The 19,850-nt window shown below is 43.8% G+C and carries 20 protein-coding genes, 1 tRNA gene and 1 other annotated feature; of the genes, 16 read left to right on the top strand and 5 right to left on the bottom strand.

The window, feature by feature from the left end; translation table 11 throughout:
- Nucleotides 1-67: 67 nt before the first annotated feature.
- From AAEY83_RS06395 to AAEY83_RS06355, 9 genes are all read left to right on the top strand, one after another.
- Complete coding sequence (locus AAEY83_RS06395; RefSeq protein WP_156770962.1) at nucleotides 68-223, top strand: hypothetical protein; 156 nt, start codon at nucleotides 68-70, stop codon at nucleotides 221-223.
- A 138-nt stretch (nucleotides 224-361) separates the two neighbouring features.
- Nucleotides 362-2,971: a copper-transporting P-type ATPase gene (locus AAEY83_RS06390; protein WP_025645691.1), complete on the top strand. Its 2,610-nt coding sequence runs from the start codon at nucleotides 362-364 to the stop codon at nucleotides 2,969-2,971.
- Between the two features lie 80 nt (nucleotides 2,972-3,051).
- Nucleotides 3,052-3,336 (top strand): Sec-independent protein translocase subunit TatA, encoded by a 285-nt coding sequence (gene tatA, locus AAEY83_RS06385; protein ID WP_025645693.1) that lies wholly within the window; start codon nucleotides 3,052-3,054, stop codon nucleotides 3,334-3,336.
- A gap of 55 nt (nucleotides 3,337-3,391) precedes the next feature.
- The gene (tatB, locus tag AAEY83_RS06380; RefSeq protein ID WP_025645695.1) at nucleotides 3,392-3,778 is read left to right on the top strand and encodes a Sec-independent protein translocase protein TatB; all 387 of its coding nucleotides are present in this window, start codon (nucleotides 3,392-3,394) and stop codon (nucleotides 3,776-3,778) included.
- Nucleotides 3,775-4,608, top strand: a complete 834-nt coding sequence (tatC, locus tag AAEY83_RS06375; RefSeq protein ID WP_025645697.1) for a twin-arginine translocase subunit TatC — start codon at nucleotides 3,775-3,777, stop codon at nucleotides 4,606-4,608. The genes tatB and tatC overlap by 4 nt, the downstream gene beginning before the upstream one ends.
- Before the next feature lie 175 nt (nucleotides 4,609-4,783).
- Nucleotides 4,784-6,076 carry an ATP-grasp domain-containing protein gene (locus AAEY83_RS06370; RefSeq protein ID WP_025645699.1) on the top strand — a complete coding sequence of 431 codons (1,293 nt, stop codon included), beginning with the start codon at nucleotides 4,784-4,786 and terminating at the stop codon, nucleotides 6,074-6,076.
- A gap of 104 nt (nucleotides 6,077-6,180) precedes the next feature.
- Nucleotides 6,181-6,507 (top strand): DUF6122 family protein, encoded by a 327-nt coding sequence (locus AAEY83_RS06365; protein ID WP_025645701.1) that lies wholly within the window; start codon nucleotides 6,181-6,183, stop codon nucleotides 6,505-6,507.
- 106 nt (nucleotides 6,508-6,613) lie between these two features.
- Nucleotides 6,614-7,054, top strand: a complete 441-nt coding sequence (locus AAEY83_RS06360; protein ID WP_025645703.1) for an ion channel — start codon at nucleotides 6,614-6,616, stop codon at nucleotides 7,052-7,054.
- A gap of 110 nt (nucleotides 7,055-7,164) precedes the next feature.
- Entirely contained in the window at nucleotides 7,165-8,646 is a 1,482-nt protein-coding gene (locus AAEY83_RS06355; RefSeq protein ID WP_025645706.1) for a leucine-rich repeat domain-containing protein, read from the top strand.
- Nucleotides 8,647-8,800: 154 nt separating this feature from the next.
- On the opposite strand, the gene AAEY83_RS06350 is transcribed toward AAEY83_RS06355, so the two are convergent.
- The 5 genes from AAEY83_RS06350 to AAEY83_RS06330 all read right to left on the bottom strand — a co-directional run bounded on the left by AAEY83_RS06350 (nucleotide 8,801) and on the right by AAEY83_RS06330 (nucleotide 13,028).
- Nucleotides 8,801-10,020 (bottom strand): IS3 family transposase gene (locus tag AAEY83_RS06350; RefSeq protein WP_413771572.1). Its coding sequence is split into 2 segments (ribosomal slippage): nucleotides 8,801-9,732 and nucleotides 9,732-10,020, totalling 1,221 coding nucleotides; the frame shifts between segments, so codons are not numbered across the junction.
- Nucleotides 9,629-9,745 (bottom strand) — a sequence feature (AL1L pseudoknot). Its footprint overlaps the gene before it by 117 nt.
- A gap of 47 nt (nucleotides 10,021-10,067) precedes the next feature.
- On the bottom strand, nucleotides 10,068-10,349 hold the full coding sequence (locus AAEY83_RS06345; protein WP_025645713.1) for a hypothetical protein: 282 nt from the start codon (nucleotides 10,347-10,349) through the stop codon (nucleotides 10,068-10,070).
- Between the two features lie 79 nt (nucleotides 10,350-10,428).
- On the bottom strand, nucleotides 10,429-11,706 hold the full coding sequence (locus AAEY83_RS06340) for a site-specific integrase (protein ID WP_025645715.1): 1,278 nt from the start codon (nucleotides 11,704-11,706) through the stop codon (nucleotides 10,429-10,431).
- A gap of 328 nt (nucleotides 11,707-12,034) precedes the next feature.
- Nucleotides 12,035-12,121, bottom strand: a tRNA-Leu gene (locus AAEY83_RS06335).
- A gap of 133 nt (nucleotides 12,122-12,254) precedes the next feature.
- On the bottom strand, nucleotides 12,255-13,028 hold the full coding sequence (locus AAEY83_RS06330; RefSeq protein ID WP_025645717.1) for a ferredoxin--NADP reductase: 774 nt from the start codon (nucleotides 13,026-13,028) through the stop codon (nucleotides 12,255-12,257).
- A gap of 217 nt (nucleotides 13,029-13,245) precedes the next feature.
- On the opposite strand from AAEY83_RS06330, the gene tsaA reads away from it, so the two are divergent.
- The 7 genes from tsaA (at nucleotide 13,246) to AAEY83_RS06295 (ending at nucleotide 19,847) form a co-directional block, all read left to right on the top strand.
- The gene (gene tsaA, locus AAEY83_RS06325) at nucleotides 13,246-14,037 is read left to right on the top strand and encodes a tRNA (N6-threonylcarbamoyladenosine(37)-N6)-methyltransferase TrmO (RefSeq protein ID WP_025645719.1); all 792 of its coding nucleotides are present in this window, start codon (nucleotides 13,246-13,248) and stop codon (nucleotides 14,035-14,037) included.
- Nucleotides 14,038-14,072: 35 nt separating this feature from the next.
- Nucleotides 14,073-15,851 (top strand): type IV pilus assembly ATPase TfpB, encoded by a 1,779-nt coding sequence (tfpB, locus tag AAEY83_RS06320; RefSeq protein ID WP_025645721.1) that lies wholly within the window; start codon nucleotides 14,073-14,075, stop codon nucleotides 15,849-15,851.
- 112 nt (nucleotides 15,852-15,963) lie between these two features.
- A complete protein-coding gene (locus tag AAEY83_RS06315) occupies nucleotides 15,964-16,752 on the top strand; it encodes a TatD family hydrolase (protein ID WP_025645723.1) in 789 nt (262 codons plus the stop codon).
- A 312-nt stretch (nucleotides 16,753-17,064) separates the two neighbouring features.
- The gene (locus tag AAEY83_RS06310; RefSeq protein ID WP_025645725.1) at nucleotides 17,065-17,754 is read left to right on the top strand and encodes a TetR/AcrR family transcriptional regulator; all 690 of its coding nucleotides are present in this window, start codon (nucleotides 17,065-17,067) and stop codon (nucleotides 17,752-17,754) included.
- 54 nt (nucleotides 17,755-17,808) lie between these two features.
- Nucleotides 17,809-18,480, top strand: a complete 672-nt coding sequence (locus AAEY83_RS06305; protein ID WP_351058714.1) for a prepilin-type N-terminal cleavage/methylation domain-containing protein — start codon at nucleotides 17,809-17,811, stop codon at nucleotides 18,478-18,480.
- 3 nt (nucleotides 18,481-18,483) lie between these two features.
- Nucleotides 18,484-19,035, top strand: coding sequence for a type II secretion system minor pseudopilin GspI (gene gspI / locus AAEY83_RS06300; protein ID WP_084212631.1), 552 nt, complete (start codon nucleotides 18,484-18,486; stop codon nucleotides 19,033-19,035).
- On the top strand, nucleotides 19,032-19,847 hold the full coding sequence (locus tag AAEY83_RS06295) for a type II secretion system protein GspJ (protein ID WP_025645730.1): 816 nt from the start codon (nucleotides 19,032-19,034) through the stop codon (nucleotides 19,845-19,847). Before gspI ends, AAEY83_RS06295 begins: the two co-directional genes overlap by 4 nt.
- The last annotated feature ends 3 nt before the right edge of the window (nucleotides 19,848-19,850 follow it).

The following is a 19,850-nucleotide window of genomic DNA, read 5'->3' as shown; positions in this document are numbered from 1 at the left end:
CTTCGGTTCGAGTAAAAATTAATTGAAGAGTTGGAGTGATCACAGTTTAGACTGAGGAGAAATCATAATGAATGGGTCAATGCATGGCATGATGAACGGCTCAATGATGTATGGCATGGGCTGGGTTATGATGCTTATCTGTTTGTTATTCACCCTACTATTTTTCGCAGTACTAGTACTAACAATCATGGCACTGCTCAAGTATTTGCGTGATAAAAACTAAATTCCAATTGAAAAGTATAGAAATTATTTTTTAGAGGTTTTTAGATTAATGATTAGATGAATAGCAATCGAGGATTGATGATAGTGCTTTAAGAGTTGTACTTATTATAAATATTTATTGTCTTCAAGGAGTGGTTTTATGAAACATATTGCCGATGAAAAATCTATCAAAGGTGGTCAGTACGATAAAGTACCAGAAAATTATAGTGGTACGGTTTATATCTGCCCGATGCATCCTGAGGTTAGAGATACTGAAAAGAGCGATTGTCCGATATGCGGCATGTTTCTTAAACCTGAAGACGAGGTTGCTGAATCCAACAACCATGAAGATAGTCATGCGCATTGTCATAAAGCGGATGCTAATAATAGTACTGAGTTAAAGTCTGTCGAAGACGATAAGTACGACAAGATACCGGAAAATTATAGCGGTACGGTCTATATTTGTCCTATGCATCCAGAAGTAAGAGATGTTGAAAAAAGTGACTGCCCAATATGTGGCATGTTTCTTAAACCTGAAGACGAAGTTGCTAAAGATGATAGTCACGCTAGCTGTCATGGAAAGGATACTGATAGTAGCGGAGTAAAATCTGTTAAAGGCGGTAAATACGATAAAGTACCTGCTGATTACGATGGCACGGTATATACCTGTCCTATGCATCCTGAAGTGAGAGACGTTAGAAATAGCGGTTGTCCGATATGTGGTATGGCGCTTGAGCCCGAAACGCTTACTATCGGTGAAGAGGACACCTCAGAGCTTGACGACATGACTCGTCGTTTTTGGATATGTACCGTGTTGACTGTACCGCTATTAATATATGTGATGAGCGGTATGTTTGGAGTTGACTTTAGTCAGTATGGTATACCTTCACAGGTTTTACAATGGGCTGAGTTAGTGCTCGCGACCCCTGTAGTGCTTTGGGGCGCCGCCCCGTTTTTCGTTCGTGGCTGGCAGTCTATAAAAAGCCGCAATCTAAATATGTTTACTTTGATTGCGATAGGCGTAGGCGCTGCTTATATTTTTAGTATTGTCGCGACCTTTTTTCCCGATATTTTCCCAGACAGTTTCAGAGATGCCTCTGGTCAAGTCGGAGTCTACTATGAAGCAGCAGCTGTCATTGTAACCTTGGTGCTACTGGGTCAAGTATTAGAGCTCAAAGCTAGAAGTCAAACTTCAGGTGCGATTAGAGCTTTGCTTGAGCTCGCACCACCAACCGCAAGACGTGTCGATGAAAACGGTGAAGAAGTCGAAGTCTCGCTTGATGAGGTCGTCACTGGCGATAAGCTACGGGTTAAACCAGGTGAGAAACTACCCGTAGATGGTACAGTGATCGATGGTAATAGTAGTGTTGATGAATCAATGGTGACGGGTGAGCCAATCCCTGTATCAAAAGTAGCAGGAGATACAGTGACTGGTGGTACGGTAAATGGCACCGGAACGCTATTAGTCGAAGCGGTCAATGTTGGAGCAGATTCAGTATTATCTAAAATTGTACAAATGGTTGCTGAAGCCCAGCGTAGCCGCGCGCCTATCCAGCGCTTGGTAGATCAAGTGGCGGGTTGGTTCGTACCTATTGTTATTGTCACCTCTATCATAACCTTTATTGTCTGGGCGATATTCGGCCCTGAGCCCGCTATGGCCTATGCTTTGGTTAACGCGATTGCGGTACTGATTATTGCTTGTCCTTGTGCCCTTGGTCTAGCGACGCCGATGTCCATTATGGTTGGTACCGGCAAAGGCGCGCAAAACGGCGTCCTCATCAAAAATGCTGAAGCGTTAGAGAGTATGGAAAAAGTCGATACCATTGTCGTCGACAAGACCGGAACACTGACCGCTGGTAAGCCCGAGCTTACCGCAATTGATGCGCAGGTAGGTCAAGATGAAGACGAGTTCCTCGCATTGGTAGCCTCAGTAGAAAGCGCTAGCGAGCATCCTTTAGCAGAAGCTATCGTTAGAGCAGCTCAAGAAAGATCACTCATTATTCCTAAAGCTACTGACTTTAATTCGACTACTGGCGAAGGCGTACAAGCCGTGGTCGATGGTAAGAAAGTCGCTATTGGTAACTCTAAGCTTATGGAAAGCCTAAATAGTTTTGATAATGAGCTGTCCACTAAAGCTGATGTCCGTAGAAAAGACGGTGAAACGGTAATGTTTGTGGCTATAGACGGTAAAGCTGCTGGTATTATTTCAGTTGCTGACCCTATTAAACCAAGCACTAAAGAGGCTATTTCACTGCTTCATGACGCAGGTTTAAAAGTTGTGATGCTAACCGGTGACAACGAAAAAACCGCGCAGGCAGTCGCCAATAAACTAGGTATTGATGAAGTTCATGCGGATGTCTCACCAGAGGATAAAAACCGTATCGTCAAAGAAATGCAAGACAGCGGTAAATTGGTCGCTATGGCGGGTGATGGTATCAACGACGCACCAGCGCTAGCGCAAGCTAATGTTGGTATCGCTATGGGAACCGGTACCGATGTGGCGATGGAGAGTGCGGGCATTACCCTGCTAAAAGGTGATTTAATGGGCATTGCCAAAGCTTATAAGCTTAGCCACGCCACCATGCGCAATATCAGACAGAATCTGTTTTTTGCCTTTATCTACAATGCACTTGGTGTTCCTATTGCCGCAGGTGTGCTCTATCCCATATTTGGGCTTCTGCTCAGTCCGATGATAGCAGCGGCAGCGATGAGCTTGTCGTCATTCTCGGTGATTGCTAACGCGCTGCGATTGCGCCGTTTGAAACTATAATTCTGGTACGGTAAAAAGTGTTCTAAAGCACACTGACACATACTGGTCTAAACAAGATCACAAAATATAAGGATACCGTTATGGGCAGCTTTTCTATTACACATTGGCTGATTTTATTGGTCGTAGTGGTGGTCGTATTTGGTACTGCCAAGCTTAAAAATGCAGGTAAAGATTTAGGCGGTGCGGTGAAGGGTTTTAAAGAAGCGGTCAAAGATGAAGAACCTGAGAATGCTCGCAAAAATCATGTGCTTAGCCATGAAAATAGTACGCCAGCTGCAAGTAATGATTTAAATACGCGTGTAGGTAATCAGGCTGATGATATGGAAATCAGCCCTATTTCCACTGATGACCAGCCTAAAATATGAAGCGCGCCGCTTATAAATAGCGGCACTAAGTAGTCTATTAATATATGTGACTGTTATGTTTGATATTGGGTTTTCCGAATTACTCTTGTTTGGCGTCATTGCTTTAATCGTATTGGGCCCAGAAAAACTGCCGCAAGCCGCACGTACCGCTGGGCAATGGTATGCCAAACTGCGCCGTACAGTATCCACTCTACAATCTGAAATAGAAGCTGAGCTTGATCTAGCTGAGACACGAAAACAGATGCAAGATGAGCTGGCAAAGATTCGTCAGACTGAGACAGACATGCGGCGTGAGTTAGCCGAGATGCGCGGTAGTATGGATAAGTTTGAAAACTCGCAAAACCAAAGCTTAGATACTTCCTATCAGTCAAACACTCCTCAGCAGCAAAATCATCAGCCAGATACTTCCTCTTCTTCAGCTATAGAGAAGGGGGATAAATGAGCTTATTTAAGCGCCAAAAAAGTCGCCAAAGAAAGTTAGCAAATACAGATGCTAAGGCGTCAGATGCTACCCATAATGTTGAGACTGATAATGTGCTGAATGTGCTTAGCGACATGCCTATTACTGAGCATTTGATTGAATTACGCAAGCATCTCATCAAAATATGCGTAGCCGTTTTGATCGTCTTCTTAGCATTGGTAGGGTTTTCGCGTGAGCTCTACAATCTTTTATCAGACCCTCTGGTTGCGCAGCTGCCTGCGAATTCGACTATGATTGCTACTGATATTACCTCGAACTTTATGGCACCTATTCGCTTGACGATTTTCGTTGCTGCCTTTGTAGTGATGCCGTATATTCTGTATCAAATTTGGTCATTTATAGCGCCTGGATTATATAAAAAAGAGAAAAAAATCACTATTCCAGTGCTGATATCTTCGATATTCCTATTTTATTCTGGTGTCGCTTTTGCCTACTTTGTGGTACTCAAAGGCGTATTGAAGTTCTTTATTTTATTCGCTCCGCAAAACGTTATACCTATGACCGATATCGACAGTTATTTAAGCTTTGCGCTAAAGTTATTTATGGTATTTGGACTCACTTTTGAGATTCCAGTGGTTACTTTATTATTGATAATGGTCGGTATCATATCCACTCAGAGTCTAGAGAGTAAGCGCCGATATATCATCGTCGGTTGTTTTGCTGTGTCAGCGGTAGTCACACCGCCCGATGGGGTGTCAATGCTATTGCTCGCGATTCCAATGTGGCTACTGTTCGAGTTAGGTTTGTTTTTAGCGAAAGTACTCATTAAAGAAGAGCGTAAAACCGTATAACCTTGCAAAGTAGCTAATTTATAAACTAGATATATTGCAAATTAAGTATCTTGCAAAATGACTATTTCGTAAAGTAACTATAAAAATAACCTTATCTTAAACATTTAAGACACTTTTTTTATTTTGGCTGTCCCCTAAACCCTATCAGTACATTCAACTTAGTAATGAGATTTAAATGGAATTCCTAATTAATAATAAAAACAAAACGAATGATAATCTGGCAAATCAGCTTAATCAAGAGTGCTATTGCCGTACTTTAGATCGTAAAGCGCTTAATAACAGCCTGCAAGATCAATTAGTAAACACAAGAGATAATCCACTAGGAGCCAATGAGCTTAATAAGCTGTTTTCAGCGACACCGGTGTTTGTCCCTAAGACAGAGATAGAAGCAATGGTGCGAATCATCGCAGCTATTGAGTCGACTGCTAGACTACCGTCATATCAACAGCAAGTACTGTCGTGGGCACCAGAAATAGCTGCTTTCGACCCAGGCCCAATAGGGGCCCTCATGGGTTATGACTTTCACTTGGGGAGCGATGACCCCAAGCTTATTGAGATCAATACCAATGCTGGAGGCGCATTTTTAAACGTAGCACTTGCCCGCGCACAAAAACACTGCTGTCGCCCCTCAGAGCAAAGTGTTGCTACTACTAAAATGCTTGATGGGTTTGAAGAAGCGGTCGCTAATATGTTCATACAAGAATGGCAGCGACAATCGGCAACTAGCATGCCCAATCGCATTGCTATTGTGGATAATGAGCCCAAAAGCCAGTTCATGTATTTGGAGTTTCAGCTGGCCTGCCAACTACTTCAAGCTAAAGGCATTGATACCGTTATACTCGATCCGTCTGAGCTTAACTATGCTGATGGTGTACTGACAGCTCATAGCAAGCCCATTGATATGATCTATAATCGGTTAGTCGATTTCGCCTTTGAAAACCCCAACCACGCCGTGCTTAAAAGTGCCTATTTAGAGGGTGCGGTAGTAGTAACCCCCAATCCGCATGCCCATGCTATATTCGCTAATAAGCGCAACCTGACTTTACTATCCGATACGCAAACTTTGCAGTCGTGGGGACTAGGTGATGATGATGCAGAATATCTAAAAAAGTCAGTACCAACTACCAGAATGGTTACAAAAGAGGATGCAGCAGAATTATGGCGTACTCGGAGACAATTGTTTTTTAAGCCAGTAGCTGGTTATGGTAGTAAGGGCGTTTACCGTGGCAGCAAGATTACCCGCCGCGTATTCGAGACTATTTTAGATGAAAGCTATATTGCGCAGACCTTTATCCCTGCTACAGAGCGATCAATAAAGATTGATGATGTGGTGACGACTAGAAAGGTAGATATACGTCTTTATACCTATGCAGGACAGCTGCTACTAACTGCTGGGCGTATCTATCAAGGCCAAGCGACTAACTTTCGCACACCAGGGGGTGGCTTTGCGCCTGTTTTTCAAGTCTGAACATAGCATGAACATGTAGCTTTGGCTTCTTAAGTAACGTTTACTAGTTTAATTATTCTGCATACCAACTTATCAATAAAACATCATGCTGAATTGGAAAGATGATGATCCAAACCGTTATCCACTACTTCCTGCATTTTGGCATGCCGTTGATTATTGCCTATACTTTTTTTCGTGATGATTACAAACGAGTATATTTGATTCTTTTAGCAACCATGCTGGTAGATTTAGATCACTTGCTAGCAACACCTGTTTTCTTACCTGATCGCTGTAGTATTAATTTTCATCCATTACATACTTACTATGCAATGGCAGTTTATGCGGCTATGCTATTTCTACCAAAGCCCTATAGAATAATTGGTCTAGGATTGTTACTACATATGCTGACTGATTCAAATGACTGCGTAATGACCTATCTGAATAGACTCTAGTGCTTATGCGTAGTCGTTAGCTATAGTGAAAAAATTATACAGGATTAGTTAAAATAAATAGGGTAATCTTCCTTTAATGTCGTTCCTTCCTCAAAAAGGATAAAAAATGATTCTGGCAATTATAATGGCAGCGATTCTAATCGCTGTCTGCACAGCAATACATTATGGCGTATTAAAATTCTCGTCACAGTTTGTGACGCCGTCGCGCCATCCGGGACACTGCCTTGGGGTCGCAGTCGGCTCAATTGTAATTGCTCACACGTTCGAGGCCTTGCTTTACGCTGCTGGCTTTTGGATTGCTGTTTACGGCTTTGAAATCGGTAACCTCGTATCGTCCTCATCTAGCGATAGTAGCTCCCTTAATTTTATGGACTACTTTTACTTCTCGCTAGTTAACTTCACAACGCTTGGGCGAGGCGATCTCATGCCTACTGGACATCTACGATTTATGGCCGCGATGGAAGCCTTTCACGGTTTCCTACTGATCACAGCCTCTGGAAGCTTTGTTCTTCAGGTCATGAGTGGTAAAAAACCCCTCTCAAGTTAGCTACAAGCTCTCTCAACTATAGGTCGCGCTGAGATCCATAACTCACGTCAGGACACCGATATTATTCTGACACAGAAAAAATAGTTCAAATCGTTATAAGGAATAAAGCTATGAATCCAAACAATAAAGACCAACAAGACATTCATCAGTCTGCTATTGCTAATAAAACGTTAAATACTGATGACAACTGGATTAAGAAAATATGGGCGTGGGCAGATGAGTTTGAGCTTAAGGACTCTGAAATTCCTCGTGACAAAGAGCCATTGCTAGCCCTAAAAAAGCTAGAGATCGTAGAGCCTGAACTCGATGAGCAGCACTCAAGAGACGTCTATAGAATAGCCTATCTACCCGATGAGCTCACCAAGCTTACAAATCTAGTAGAAATAACTATCAGTGGCATATCTTCAAGCCAGCTACCGCCCAATATCGGTAAGCTCACTAACCTAACCAAACTGTCTATTAGTCACTCTAAACTTGTCGCATTACCTGAGAGCATCGGGCAACTGAGTTATCTTACTGAACTCTTTATTGATCAAAGTGAGCTCGAAGCGCTACCTGATAGTATTGGACAACTTCATAACCTTACTAAGATGTTTATTGGTCGCTGTAAACTTCGTTATCTACCTGGGAGCGTAGGACAGCTTACTAAGCTTACGGTACTTGATCTGGTTCACTGTGAGATTGAAGAACTGCCTGACAGCATAGGGCAGCTTATTAACCTCGCTAAGCTTTTTATTAGTTATTGCCCGCTCAAGCACTTGCCTGACAGCATAGGGCAACTCAAAAATTTAAATGACCTTGATCTTATTAACTGTGATCTCAAAGACCTACCTAGTAGTATTGGACAGCTTACCAACCTCAACAAGCTTTATATTAATCGTTGTCGTATTAAAGAGTTGCCCGCCAGCGTTGGACAACTGAGCAGTCTTACAGAGCTTTTTATTACTCATTGTGAGCTTGAAGAGCTACCTGATAGCATAGGCCAGCTTTTGAGCTTAACTCACCTTGACCTGCTTCACCTTGAACTAACGGAGCTACCCGATAGCTTTGGACACCTCATTAACCTTGCTGAGCTTAATATTATCAACTGTAAACTTAAAGTATTGCCTGATAGCATCGGACAGCTCGTTAACTTAACTAAGCTCAATTTTAATCACTCTAAGCTTGAAGTCCTACCTGATAGCATAGGGCAGCTTATTAGCTTAACTGAGCTTTTTATTAGTCATGGCAAGTTTGACAAGCTACCTGATAGCGTAGGTCAACTTACTAATCTAGAGAAGCTTTATATTAACCATTGTAGCCTCAAAGAGCTGCCTGAAATCATAGGGCAACTTAAGAGTCTGACTGAGTTTTTTATCAGTTATTGTAAATTGGGCAAGCTACCTAATAGTATTGGTGAGCTTAATAATCTTGTTAAGCTTGAGCTTGTTTATTGTAATCTTAGAAACCTGCCAGATAATTTTACACAGCTGAATAGTTTGAGATGTATCAATCTTACTGGTAATCCTCTTGATAGGCTTTCTCCGAGGGTGAAATGTTATTTACGTTCTATTGATACAGTCTACGGTTGGGATAAACAATCATACTCTTAGCGGTCGTGCGATATTCACATCATACTCTTAGCAAACTTCAAACCCTAATATTAACAACCTCACCTGAGTAAAATATCAATTTAAACGAAGGCTACTAACGCTATATATAGCATAGTGAACCGCCCCGACTATATCGGAGACTTGATTGCTTGAGTCAGGCAGCTTTGTCTGACTCAATAAAACTATCATAGTATCGTCTCTCAAACTCAAAAGGCGACACATAGCCAATCGTACTATGAATGCGAGTTTTGTTAAACCAATCGACCCATTCAAGGGTTGCTAATTCAACATCATACGCATCCCGCCACTGCTGTTTTAAATATTCAATCACCTCTGTTTTATAAAGCCCGTTAACCGTTTCAGCCAACGCATTATCATATGAATTACCGGTTGTACCAACAGATGCAATAACGCCAGAATCAGCCATCTTATTAGTATAGCGAATGGATAAGTACTGTACACCTCTATCACTATGGTGAATCACATCTTTAGGATTGTTTCTGTCTGCAATGGCTTGGTTTAGTGCCGCCATCACCATATCAGAGTTCATACGATCTGATACTTTCCAACCAACGATAGCGCGAGCAAACACATCAATGATAAAGGCAGTATAGACCCAACCACTCAATGTTTTAACGTAAGTAAAGTCAGCAACCCATAGCTGGTTAGGGCGATGGGCATTAAAGTTACGATTAACTAAATCAACAGCACGCTTTTGATCATCACGAGACTTAGTGGTTATCTTACCTTTACCTCGCCAAATACCCTGCATACCATGCTGCCGCATTAACCGCTCTACAGTGCAACGTGCAGGATGTACACCTTCAGATTTCAACTGTTTCCAGACTTTACGAGCACCATAACGGCATTTGCTGTCCTTCCAAATACGTTTAATCTCATTAAGATAGAAGTCATCATGCTGACTACGCTGTGAACGTTTTTCAGGATTTTCTTCTAGCTCTTTAGCACGATAGTATGTGGATGGAGCAATCGGTAGTACTCTACAGATTGGCTCGACTCCATATTGTTGTTTGTGGTCATCTATAAAATCAACCATTACTTGGGTTTGCGGTCGAGCTCCGCCTGGGCGAAAAAAGCGGCTGCTTTCCTTATGATCTCATTGGCTTGTTTTAATTCTTTGTTCTCACGTTCAAGCTCTTTGATGCGCTCGGCTTGGCTTTGAGCTTGAATCTTTGCAGGAATGGTTTTATCAATGTGCTTTTTATGCCATGATCGTAGGGTCTCAGGCGTACAACCTATCTTTGGTGCTATGGCTTTGATGGCTGACCATGTGGATGGGTAGTCGTCTTTAGCTTCAACTAGCATACGGACGGCTCGTTCTTTCATTTCAGGGGTATAGTTTCGTGTTTTCATTGTCGTATTCTCTTGGAGCGTTGAGTCTCCGACAATCTCGGGGCGGTTCAAACCATACAACACCAACTATCTTGAGCACGCATATATAGGATATCTGCTGGCATCTCTACCGGGCAAGCACTTGCACAGTACTCACAGAGCATATCATCTAAACAAGCGTAACATTGAGCAATCGTCTCAAACAATAGATTTGAGCTGATTCTATATTTCTGCCATAGCATTTGTACATGTTCAAGATAATCCTCCTTATGATCATATGCCCAATAATCAACACAGATTTTTTGATCTCTACTATTCTGTGTCATACCAAATTCAAGTTTGATACCCATAGTATGTCTCCTAATCAAAATGTCATTACATGTTCTATCGATTAGTTAGTTGTACAGAACTTTAAAAAATTATATGAAGTTATGTCTGTAAGAGACTCTTAATCACCTCATCTTGAGTCATTCCTATATGCTTGCAATAAAAAGCTTCAATCTCATCTAAAGCTTCACGTAATTGTCGCTGTGATACCTGTATGTAATGTAGTGTCACATCATCACTAGATTTAGCCTCACGATGATTGAGCAGTCTCTTTAACACTGGATAGGTTACATTAAGACCATTAGCGACAGTGCCAAATGTACGACGCAAATCGTGAGGCGTAATGTGCAAGCCAGCTTTGTTTGATATTGAATGATAACTACCGCTCAAATCTTTAACGTGGTCGCTATTTCTTTTCAAATCACTCGGAAATACCCAACGCTCTCCATTGCTCAATCTATAGCGTTCACTAAGTATGGCTTGAAGTATTTTTCCAGTAGGCATATGGTAATCAGAACCATTTTTAGTGGCTTTAAAAACGATACGAGCAGCGTCAAGATCTACATCTTCCCATCTTAGTGTCTGCGCTTCATTTAAGCGAACTCCAGCAAACATAAAAAGCAGTAAAAGATCACGAGCATTATTGCTATAAGATGCTTGTTTGAAAGAACTACCGTCACGGTGTTCAATCAAAGTTCTAAAATATACTCCTAAATACTCTTCTTCAACATGACGAGTACGAGGTTTAATTTTGTTCCAATCATTTTTGGCATTCAGTATTCGAATGGGTTGATCCTTTATTATGTACTCCTCATCGTCATCTAAGAAGCTATCTTGACAATAATTCCATACTGATCGAAGAGCTCGCATAGTAGCATTCGCTTGAGCTGGACTAGATTTGCTGATTTCCTTATGTTTTTCACTTATCATAGTTTTAGTTATATCGTTTAACGATATATCAAGCCAGTCATCGAGTCGACCAAGTATTTGCTGATCATAAGTTTCAATAGTACGGCTGGCAAGATTTGGCTTCATAGATTTAAAGTAGGTATATGCTTCATTAAGTGTTGGTATATCAGAATCTTGAATGTCTTTTAACTTTGGAGTAGCGTGATAACCATCGTAAACATCAAGTCCCTTTTTTATGTTGACCATCATCGTGCTCGCTTTTTCACGAGCTTCAGTCAAAGTGATTAGATGTGTTTCTTCAACTTCGTCACGATAGAGCTTACCATTGATGCGTTTATGAAGCGTGTATCTCTTAGATTGCTTACCCACACGAAGTGCAAAACCCGTTAATACTTCATCCATGTAGATGTCTGTACCATTTGAAGCATATGCAACTGAATCGATAAACTTCTTACTAAGCTTAACTTTCATAATTCATCCGTCACGCCGCAGTTATTATATTAATATAGTTAAGACACTTCGAAAACGGTGTAGTGCCGTTGGTATAAATTTTTCTTGCTTGCTGTGCGACTTTGTCACTCCAGAGGCTGCGTAAAATTCATACCAACAACACATGACAAAAATGTTTCAGTTTTATTTAGGATCGACTATAGCACTATAATACGTGAACATGCAGATGTATTAAAGTATCAAGATAGTATCAAAATTTTATTTTACGCTGTTATTACTCGACCAATTTATAAATAATTCACGCAATAAAAAACCCTCACAATCTATAGACTGTAAGGGTTTCGTATAGTGGTACCAGTGGTCGGACTCGAACCGACACGCTTTTAAAGGCAACGGATTTTGAATCCGTCATGTCTACCAATTCCATCACACTGGCATGTTAGGTATAAAGCAAGGCGCTTTATGAATTGGGCTACAGATTGCGCTGTATAGGTGGCGTATTATAACAGCCTAATTATCACCGTCAAGAATTATTTATCTTGATTGCGCAGATTTCTACTCTGTATTTCCTATCCTACAAAGGCACGCTCAATAACGTAATCGGCTTGCACGCCCATACGTGGCGACACGGTAAGACCAAAACCATCTAATATTCTAGAGACATCAGCGTTGAACGGCATGCTACCGCAAATCAATACACGGTCATCGTCCTTATTCATTTGTGGCAATCCGACATCTTCAAACAGTTTGCCTGATTCCATCAAGTCGGTGATACGGCCCATATTTCTAAACTCTTCGCGCGTCGTCGTTGGGTAATAAACAAACTTCTCTTTGTACCAGTCGCCGAAGATTTCATCGTTGGGCAGCTCATTTTCGAACATCTCACGGTACGCTAAATCTTCGACGTTACGCACGCCATGCACGAGGACAATCTTGTCAAAACGCTCGTAAACTTCAGGGTCGCGTGATAAGGCTAAGAAAGGGGCAAGGCCAGTACCAGTCGCCAGCATGTAAAGGTTCTTACCGGGCAGTAGGTCGTCTAAGACTAGCGTGCCAGTCGGCTTTTTACTGACGAGTAGCTCATCGCCAACTTTGATATGCTGCAAGCGTGAGGTTAGTGGGCCGTCTTGTACTTTGATCGAAAAGAACTCTAGATGGTCTTCATAATTAGGACTAGCAATCGAGTAAGCTCGCAGTAGCGGTCTACCATCAACTAAGATACCAATCATCGCAAACTCACCGTTACGAAAACGTAGGCCATCGTCGCGAGTGGTCTTGATAGAGAAGAGCGAATCGTTCCAGTGGTGAACGTCTGTGACCGTTTCTGTGCGGAGTTTTGACATAAAGCCCTCTAATTAATCGATAAACGCATCAAGTGGCAAGCTGCCAGATGCAAGTTATTCTCAATATACAATGGGGCACATCATAACAAATTTCAAAATAAAAATCCGCCATGTTATGCGTACTGACCATGATAAAATGGAATATCGTTAGTGATTATTTTTGTATGATTGATAGAGCGTCTCTGACGACCGCGCGTTTTTGGTTTTGGAATAACTCATGAGTAAGCAAATACAGACCCACATGTCGCCTATCATTGGCTATCATCGTGCGCCATTATCGCAGAAATTTGGGGCGCCAAGACAGCCCAATCTAGTCGCGCTAATGAGTGCTATTGAGATGATTGCACCTTTTGATACGCCCGCAGCCTTTGTCGGCTTAGAAGCTTTCAGTCATCTGTGGCTCAGCTGGCAGTTTCATCATAATAAAGACACTTATAATAGCCAATCCTTTCGACCGCAAGTCAGGCCGCCAAGACTCGGCGGCAATCAAAAGATCGGCGTTTTTGCTAGCCGCAGTATGTATCGGCCCTCGCAGATGGGTCTGTCTGTCGTCAAGCTTGAACGCATTGAGGTGGTCGCAGGCCGAGTGATACTGATTATCAGCGGTGCCGATATAATCGATGCTACGCCTATTATCGATATTAAGCCTTATGTCGCTTATAGTGATAGTATTGAGCATGCGACGAGCGGATTTGCGCCAGCATCGCCGACCCCGTCAGCGGTTACTATGACGGTTAATGCTCAGGAGCAGTTTGCAGTCTTGGTCGACAGTGATATAAAAAGCCGCGTACCTATAAGCAGCAAGTCCGTTATTGAGGATATACAGCAGCGTTTAGTGGCGACAGATTTGCCGTTAATAAAAGCTTTGATTGCGCAGGATCCTCGGCCCGCTTACCGCCGTAATGAGATTAATACGAGCTTTACCATGCGCTACAAGTCAGTCGATGTCAGCTTTTGCCAAGTGGCGACGGGGGAGTTGCAGATTAGCTCAGTGGTCGAGGTGGTGTAGTAGCATTAAATAATGACTAATAAAAGAAGATAACTATGTCGGTTCCGGATTATTCTTTACTAGTAGATTTGCGCTGGTGTCTCGATGAGCTGCTAGCAGATAGGGTGATCGATCAGCGCGGTTATAATCTAGTAATGACCAGTCGCCGTGATAAGTCTCAGCACCCCCTGATTACAATTAGCGAGTTTGGATTAGTTAACGGGCACGATAAAGAGGGCGATACTAAGCTGACACTGGCTTGGCTCAATCAGTGGCTGGCTGCTAAAGCTCATATGTCTTTAGTGCGTATCGACCCCTTAAAGACGGACGTGCCAGCAGTGACGCAGCTGATGTCGTTTGAGTATGCACGCTCGCAGCACATTTTGCCTATTGAGGTGGCAGCTAATGAGATCGTCATCGGCACTGATCAGCCTTTTTATAGCGACTGGCATAGCAATATCGAAAAAATAATTGGTAATAAAAGCTATCGCAGCGTCTATATCAGCCCAGATCAGATCAACCGCTATCGCCAAGAGTTTTATCAAGTCACCCAAGCGATCGCAGGCGCTAATAGCGTCCATAGACGCGCCGCCGCCGACGTCACTAACGTTGAGGCCTTACTACAGTTAGGCGATAATGCCAATCCCGATGCTAATGATCAGCATATCGTCAAAGTCGTTGATTGGCTACTGCTATATGCCTTTGAGCAGCGTGCTAGTGATATCCATTTAGAGCCGCGCCGCGAGACGGGTAAAGTGCGCTTTCGTATCGATGGCGTGCTGCATACTGTGTATGAGATGCCCATTGCGATTTTGATGGCAGTGATCGCGCGGATTAAAATCTTAGGGCGGCTTAACGTCGCCGAAAAGCGTAAACCGCAAGATGGCCGGCTAAAGACGCGTACTCATAAAGGCCTAGAGACAGAGCTGCGTTTATCGACTTTGCCGACGGCTTTTGGCGAAAAGCTAGTCATGCGTGTATTTGATCCAGAAGTGCTTGTGCGCTCGTTTGCACAGTTGGGCCTCTCCGGCAAGCAGCTCGAGATGTGGCACGAATTAACTAGCCATCCAAACGGTATTATCTTGGTCACTGGGCCGACCGGCTCTGGTAAGACGACTACTTTATATAGTACGCTCAAACAGCTCGCCACTGATGAGGTCAATGTCTGCACCATCGAAGATCCTATTGAGATGATTGAGCCTGATTTCAATCAGATGCAGGTGAACCCCGCGATAGATTTGCATTTTGCCGATGGGATTCGCTCGCTCATGCGTCAAGACCCTGATATCGTTATGGTTGGAGAAATACGTGATTCTGAAACCGCGAACATGGCGGTGCAAGCCTCGCTTACTGGACATTTAGTGCTTTCAACTTTGCACACGAACGATGCACCCAGCTCATTGCCGCGCTTGCATGATTTAGGCGTGCAGCCATTTTTGACCTCAGCCACCATACTAGGAGTGATGGCGCAGCGACTCATCAGAACGCTGTGTCCGCATTGCAAACAGGCACAAGCACTTAGTGACGATAGTGAGATGGCGCTGCAGTGGCAGGAGCTAGTACAGCCGTGGCGCGCTACACTGCCGCCGCAGATCTATATGGCAAAAGGCTGTGAGCACTGCCGCCATACTGGCTATCAAGGACGTATCGGCCTGTATGAGATTATGCCGCTATCGAACGAGCTCAAAAAGCTAGTTGCGGCGGATGTCAATCTAGACAGTCTTAAGCAGCAAGCGTACCGCGAAGGCGTGCAGCCGCTAAGACTGTCTGGTGCTAAGCGTATCTCTGAAGGCCTGACCACAATAGAAGAGGTGATGCGAGTGGTGCCGTTATAGTGTATTTAGCAAAAAAATAGACTTGGCAGCTCATAAACGAAACCTTGAAAAACGCTTTCTTAACAGCAATGAATAGTAAACTATTCGCTAAATGATTATAAAGAGAGTATTTATGTTTACTGACACTCATTGCCATCTCAACCGTCTCGATTTGACTAAATATGACGGTCAGCTTTCGGGTGCCATTGCCGCTATGAAAGAAGCTAATGTCACTCGAGCGATGGCGATTATGTGCGATTTTGCCGAATATGATGAGATCGCTGATATCGTCAGCTGTTACAGCGACGATGATCTGCGTCTAGGTATGAGCGTGGGTATCCATCCTTGCGAAGATATCGATGTCTTGCAATCGGCGAGCGTAGAGCGGCTGATGGAAACGGCCAAAGAAGAGCAGGTTTGGGCCATCGGCGAGACGGGATTGGACTACTATTGGTCCACTGAAAATAAGCTTGCGCAGCAGGACAGTTTGGCGCGTCATATCCATGCCAGTCAACAGCTCAAAAAACCGCTAGTGGTGCACATGCGTGATGCAAAAGAAGATACTATCGATATATTGAAGTCTGAAGGCGCAGAGCACGGTATTATTCACTGTTTCACTGAAGATTGGGACACTGCCAAGCGCGCGCTAGATCTAGGGTTTTACATCTCGTTTTCGGGTATTGTCAGCTTTAAGAGTGCCCAAACGATTCAAGAAGCTGCAAAAAATATGCCCAAAGATCGGATACTCATCGAAACCGATAGCCCTTATTTAGCACCGGTGCCCAAACGCGGACGCCCCAATGAGCCGGCCTATGTGCCCTATGTCGCCAGCTTTATCGCTGATATGTATGGCTGCAGTAGCGAAGAGATCGGCCAATTAACTGCAAAAAACTTTGAAAATTTACTAGCACAATATCATTAAAGTCGTTATGCTATGACCAGTCAGTCATTTATAAATAAGGCGTATGGCTCAACTTTGAGCACTCAAATCTTGTTTGTTATAGCATTGAGCGTTCTCTTATCTCTTTTAATAAAAGCATTTGCCAGTAGTGCTGGGTAATGAGTATCCTTGCCCAGCCGCTGTTATGAGACAAAGATAATCGATGACTGACTACTAAGCATAGCTACTTGTTATAGTTGCCCCTCACTAGCGACTCTTTAGAGCTGAGTTGTTAATCGTACGATGCGCTGAACTATAACTGTATGCTTAATTTCACCAAGTTTAGGAGAAGTTATGAGTCGTCAGCACCAGTTCAAAGTAAGAGAAGAGAATATCTTAGCGATGGCTGAGCAGTTGCTACTTGAGTCAGGCGATGGTGATATTACTTTAGACAGCCTAGCCGATCAGCTTGATTTAGCCAAAGGTACCCTATACAAGCATTTTTCTAGTAAAGATGAGCTATATCTGCGCATTATTATTCGCTACGAAGAGCAGCTATTTGAGATCAACCGCGTCGATGATTGCGCCTCAGCAGGGGTAGCGCGGATGATTTTTCAGCAGCTACTCAACCCACAAAAAGCGATGCTACTCAACCAGATTGAAGAGCGTCTAGCCGCTTCAGTGACTGGGCTTAATCGTTTATTTGCCGAGCTTTATGATATCCGTCGTCAGCGTATGAAGCGTCTGATCGATATCGTCAGTGCATATCTCAAAGAGCAGCACAGCAGCATGACCACACGCGACTATCTGTGTACGATTTGGGCGATGGGGCAAGGCGGGGCAGGACTGCTTAATTCTAGCTTTTATCAGCGCTATCTGGGTCGCCGTGATACGCTACGCTACGCGCTCGTTCAGCAGATGCTAGATCTTCCTGGACACTATCCGGCGCATACTGCTGATGAGAGTCTCAATGATGAAGACATGCAGGATCTCGTCGAGCAAATCGAAACAGAATCAGCAGAGCACCGCAATACTCAGTATTAATAGCTAATCATCAGCGAGCAATGCTGTTGATTGCTAATGATCAATGATTAAGGTTTGCCTTCTATCATGAAACACGCGCAGACTGGCTTTACTTTGGTAGAAATTATAGTGGTGGTGGTCATTTTATCCATCTTTGCCGGTATGATTAGCTTGTCTGTTGGCAGCAGTGAATCGCGTAAACACTTAGCTTTTTATGAGCATTTAACCGATTCACTCAGCTACGTTCGCTTATTATCCGCTGAGCGTATGCAGCCGATGGGGCTTAGCTTGCAAGCGGATAAACAAGGACAGATCAGCCCTGCGATCGTCAGTCTCTCCAATCCCTATATAGCCTATCAAGCTACTGGTAACCTTGGCGCTAGTGGTGCTATCGATACTACCTCCAAAAACGCCATGGAGCTCTCCGCCATGTCTGCGGATCCAAAAGAGGCCGTAGCGACCCCAAGCTGGGAGCTAGAGCCAGAGATTGTTTTGCCGCAGATGCCTGCAGGCGTCAGTTTAGTGATTCAAAGCTTAGAGTCTAGTAATACGAGCGCGAGCAATGGCGGCACCAAAGCGCAGGCGCTACAGCCGTGGTTTACTGGACAAGCGGTGCCGCAAGCCCTCTGGTTTGGGACCGGTCAAGCCAGTCCTGTCACTATAGAAGTGCGTTATCAGTCGCGGCTAGTGGGTGAGGTGATTACCATCATGCCGGATGGCAGTATGATGATAGGGCAAGGGTTATAGCGTATGAACACCAAAAGATTTACGCGCTTAAGTCTAAAAACAGATAAACCGCCTTCTGTAAAAGTGCCTGATACGTCATATAAGCCTTGCTACTCCTTTAACAGCCCTTCAGTGATAAACGTGCGCCGATCAGAGCGCGGTTTTACCTTGATTGAGGTGATGGTAGCGCTCGCTATCTTAGCCGTCGTCGCCGTCGCCGCTAGCCGTGCTAGTAGCGCTTATCTGTCTTCAGTCGATACCCTAAAAACGCGAACCTTAGCGCATTTCGTTGCTCAAAACGCTGCGGCTGACTTACGTATTCAGCAGACTTGGCTGACTGCCAATCGCAGCCAAACGGTCAATGAGCAAGGACGGGATTGGCAAGTACAGATGAGCGTGGCCGACACTTTGAGCCCAGCCTTAAAACAGGTGACTATTGAGGTGGCGCCAATACTCAATGGTGAGCCGCGTTCGGTCGTCACGGACATCACAGTGATAGTCAGTAACCCTGAGACAGCAAGTAGTCGTGCCGCCTTCTTTGGTTTGGATAACAGCGATGATGGGGGCTCGCCATGAGTGCGCAGCGCGGCTTTACTTTGCTGGAGCTGATGGTCGCTATGGCGATATTTGCGATGCTTGCGGTGGCAGGCTGGCAAGTATTCGATAGCGTCAATCGTGCGCGCGATAGGGCGCAATTGCAGGCGGATAATTTGGCAGCGTTACAGTACGCCTATTTGCAGCTGCAGCAGGATATGGGACAGATTATTGCTTATCAAGCACCTCATGCTCAAACTGCAGGTGAGCTTAACGACTCTAATGGCAATAACAACGATAATAACAATCCGAGCAATAATACTGGCGATACTGCGTCAGTACAGATGCCTGAGCCGTTTATGCGTCTATATAGCGAGCAGATAAGCTTTGTGCGTTTCGCTGATCCAGACCCCCGTTATCAAACTAGCCCAAGTTTGCAGCATGTCGATTATATTTTTGCCGACGAGCGTTTGATTCGTCGTCAGTATACTCGTATTCAAAGCGACAGAGATAATACGAGCCAAAATGTGAGCTTAGATAGCGTATTACTCGAAGGCGTAACCGCTGCCAACTGGCAAGCATTACTGCCTGAGCCTGCTAATACCTTTCCCAATAACAATAAAAATAGTGCGAATAGCAGTAGTCTTAATAACAAAGTCAACGGTGTAACGCAGTCAAGCTCAGCAAACACCGTTCAGTTATTGCCACAAGGTGTCGCCGTTAGCTTTACCTATCAGGACATGCCGATTACTTGGCAATGGGCGTTAGCGCCGCAGCCTCTACCTGTGACTGATAATGCGCTGAGCAGTAGTAATAGCAATAATGATAATAACAACACTGGCAATAATAACTGACTT

This window comes from Psychrobacter sp. TB20-MNA-CIBAN-0197 (genome assembly GCF_040309765.1).
Taxonomy (GTDB): Bacteria; Pseudomonadota; Gammaproteobacteria; order Pseudomonadales; family Moraxellaceae; genus Psychrobacter; species Psychrobacter submarinus.
The sequence above is the reverse complement of the archived record's forward strand: the minus strand, read 5'-3'. Positions and strand labels throughout refer to the sequence as shown.

Coding starts and splice junctions, on each gene's coding strand:
- AAEY83_RS06395 (WP_156770962.1), top strand. CDS start 68: ATGAATGGGTCAATGCATGGCATGATGAACGGCTCAATGATGTATGGC.
- AAEY83_RS06390 (WP_025645691.1), top strand. CDS start 362: ATGAAACATATTGCCGATGAAAAATCTATCAAAGGTGGTCAGTACGAT.
- tatA (WP_025645693.1), top strand. CDS start 3,052: ATGGGCAGCTTTTCTATTACACATTGGCTGATTTTATTGGTCGTAGTG.
- tatB (WP_025645695.1), top strand. CDS start 3,392: ATGTTTGATATTGGGTTTTCCGAATTACTCTTGTTTGGCGTCATTGCT.
- tatC (WP_025645697.1), top strand. CDS start 3,775: ATGAGCTTATTTAAGCGCCAAAAAAGTCGCCAAAGAAAGTTAGCAAAT.
- AAEY83_RS06370 (WP_025645699.1), top strand. CDS start 4,784: ATGGAATTCCTAATTAATAATAAAAACAAAACGAATGATAATCTGGCA.
- AAEY83_RS06365 (WP_025645701.1), top strand. CDS start 6,181: ATGATCCAAACCGTTATCCACTACTTCCTGCATTTTGGCATGCCGTTG.
- AAEY83_RS06360 (WP_025645703.1), top strand. CDS start 6,614: ATGATTCTGGCAATTATAATGGCAGCGATTCTAATCGCTGTCTGCACA.
- AAEY83_RS06355 (WP_025645706.1), top strand. CDS start 7,165: ATGAATCCAAACAATAAAGACCAACAAGACATTCATCAGTCTGCTATT.
- AAEY83_RS06345 (WP_025645713.1), bottom strand. CDS start 10,349: ATGGGTATCAAACTTGAATTTGGTATGACACAGAATAGTAGAGATCAA.
- AAEY83_RS06340 (WP_025645715.1), bottom strand. CDS start 11,706: ATGAAAGTTAAGCTTAGTAAGAAGTTTATCGATTCAGTTGCATATGCT.
- AAEY83_RS06330 (WP_025645717.1), bottom strand. CDS start 13,028: ATGTCAAAACTCCGCACAGAAACGGTCACAGACGTTCACCACTGGAAC.
- tsaA (WP_025645719.1), top strand. CDS start 13,246: ATGAGTAAGCAAATACAGACCCACATGTCGCCTATCATTGGCTATCAT.
- tfpB (WP_025645721.1), top strand. CDS start 14,073: ATGTCGGTTCCGGATTATTCTTTACTAGTAGATTTGCGCTGGTGTCTC.
- AAEY83_RS06315 (WP_025645723.1), top strand. CDS start 15,964: ATGTTTACTGACACTCATTGCCATCTCAACCGTCTCGATTTGACTAAA.
- AAEY83_RS06310 (WP_025645725.1), top strand. CDS start 17,065: ATGAGTCGTCAGCACCAGTTCAAAGTAAGAGAAGAGAATATCTTAGCG.
- gspI (WP_084212631.1), top strand. CDS start 18,484: ATGAACACCAAAAGATTTACGCGCTTAAGTCTAAAAACAGATAAACCG.
- AAEY83_RS06295 (WP_025645730.1), top strand. CDS start 19,032: ATGAGTGCGCAGCGCGGCTTTACTTTGCTGGAGCTGATGGTCGCTATG.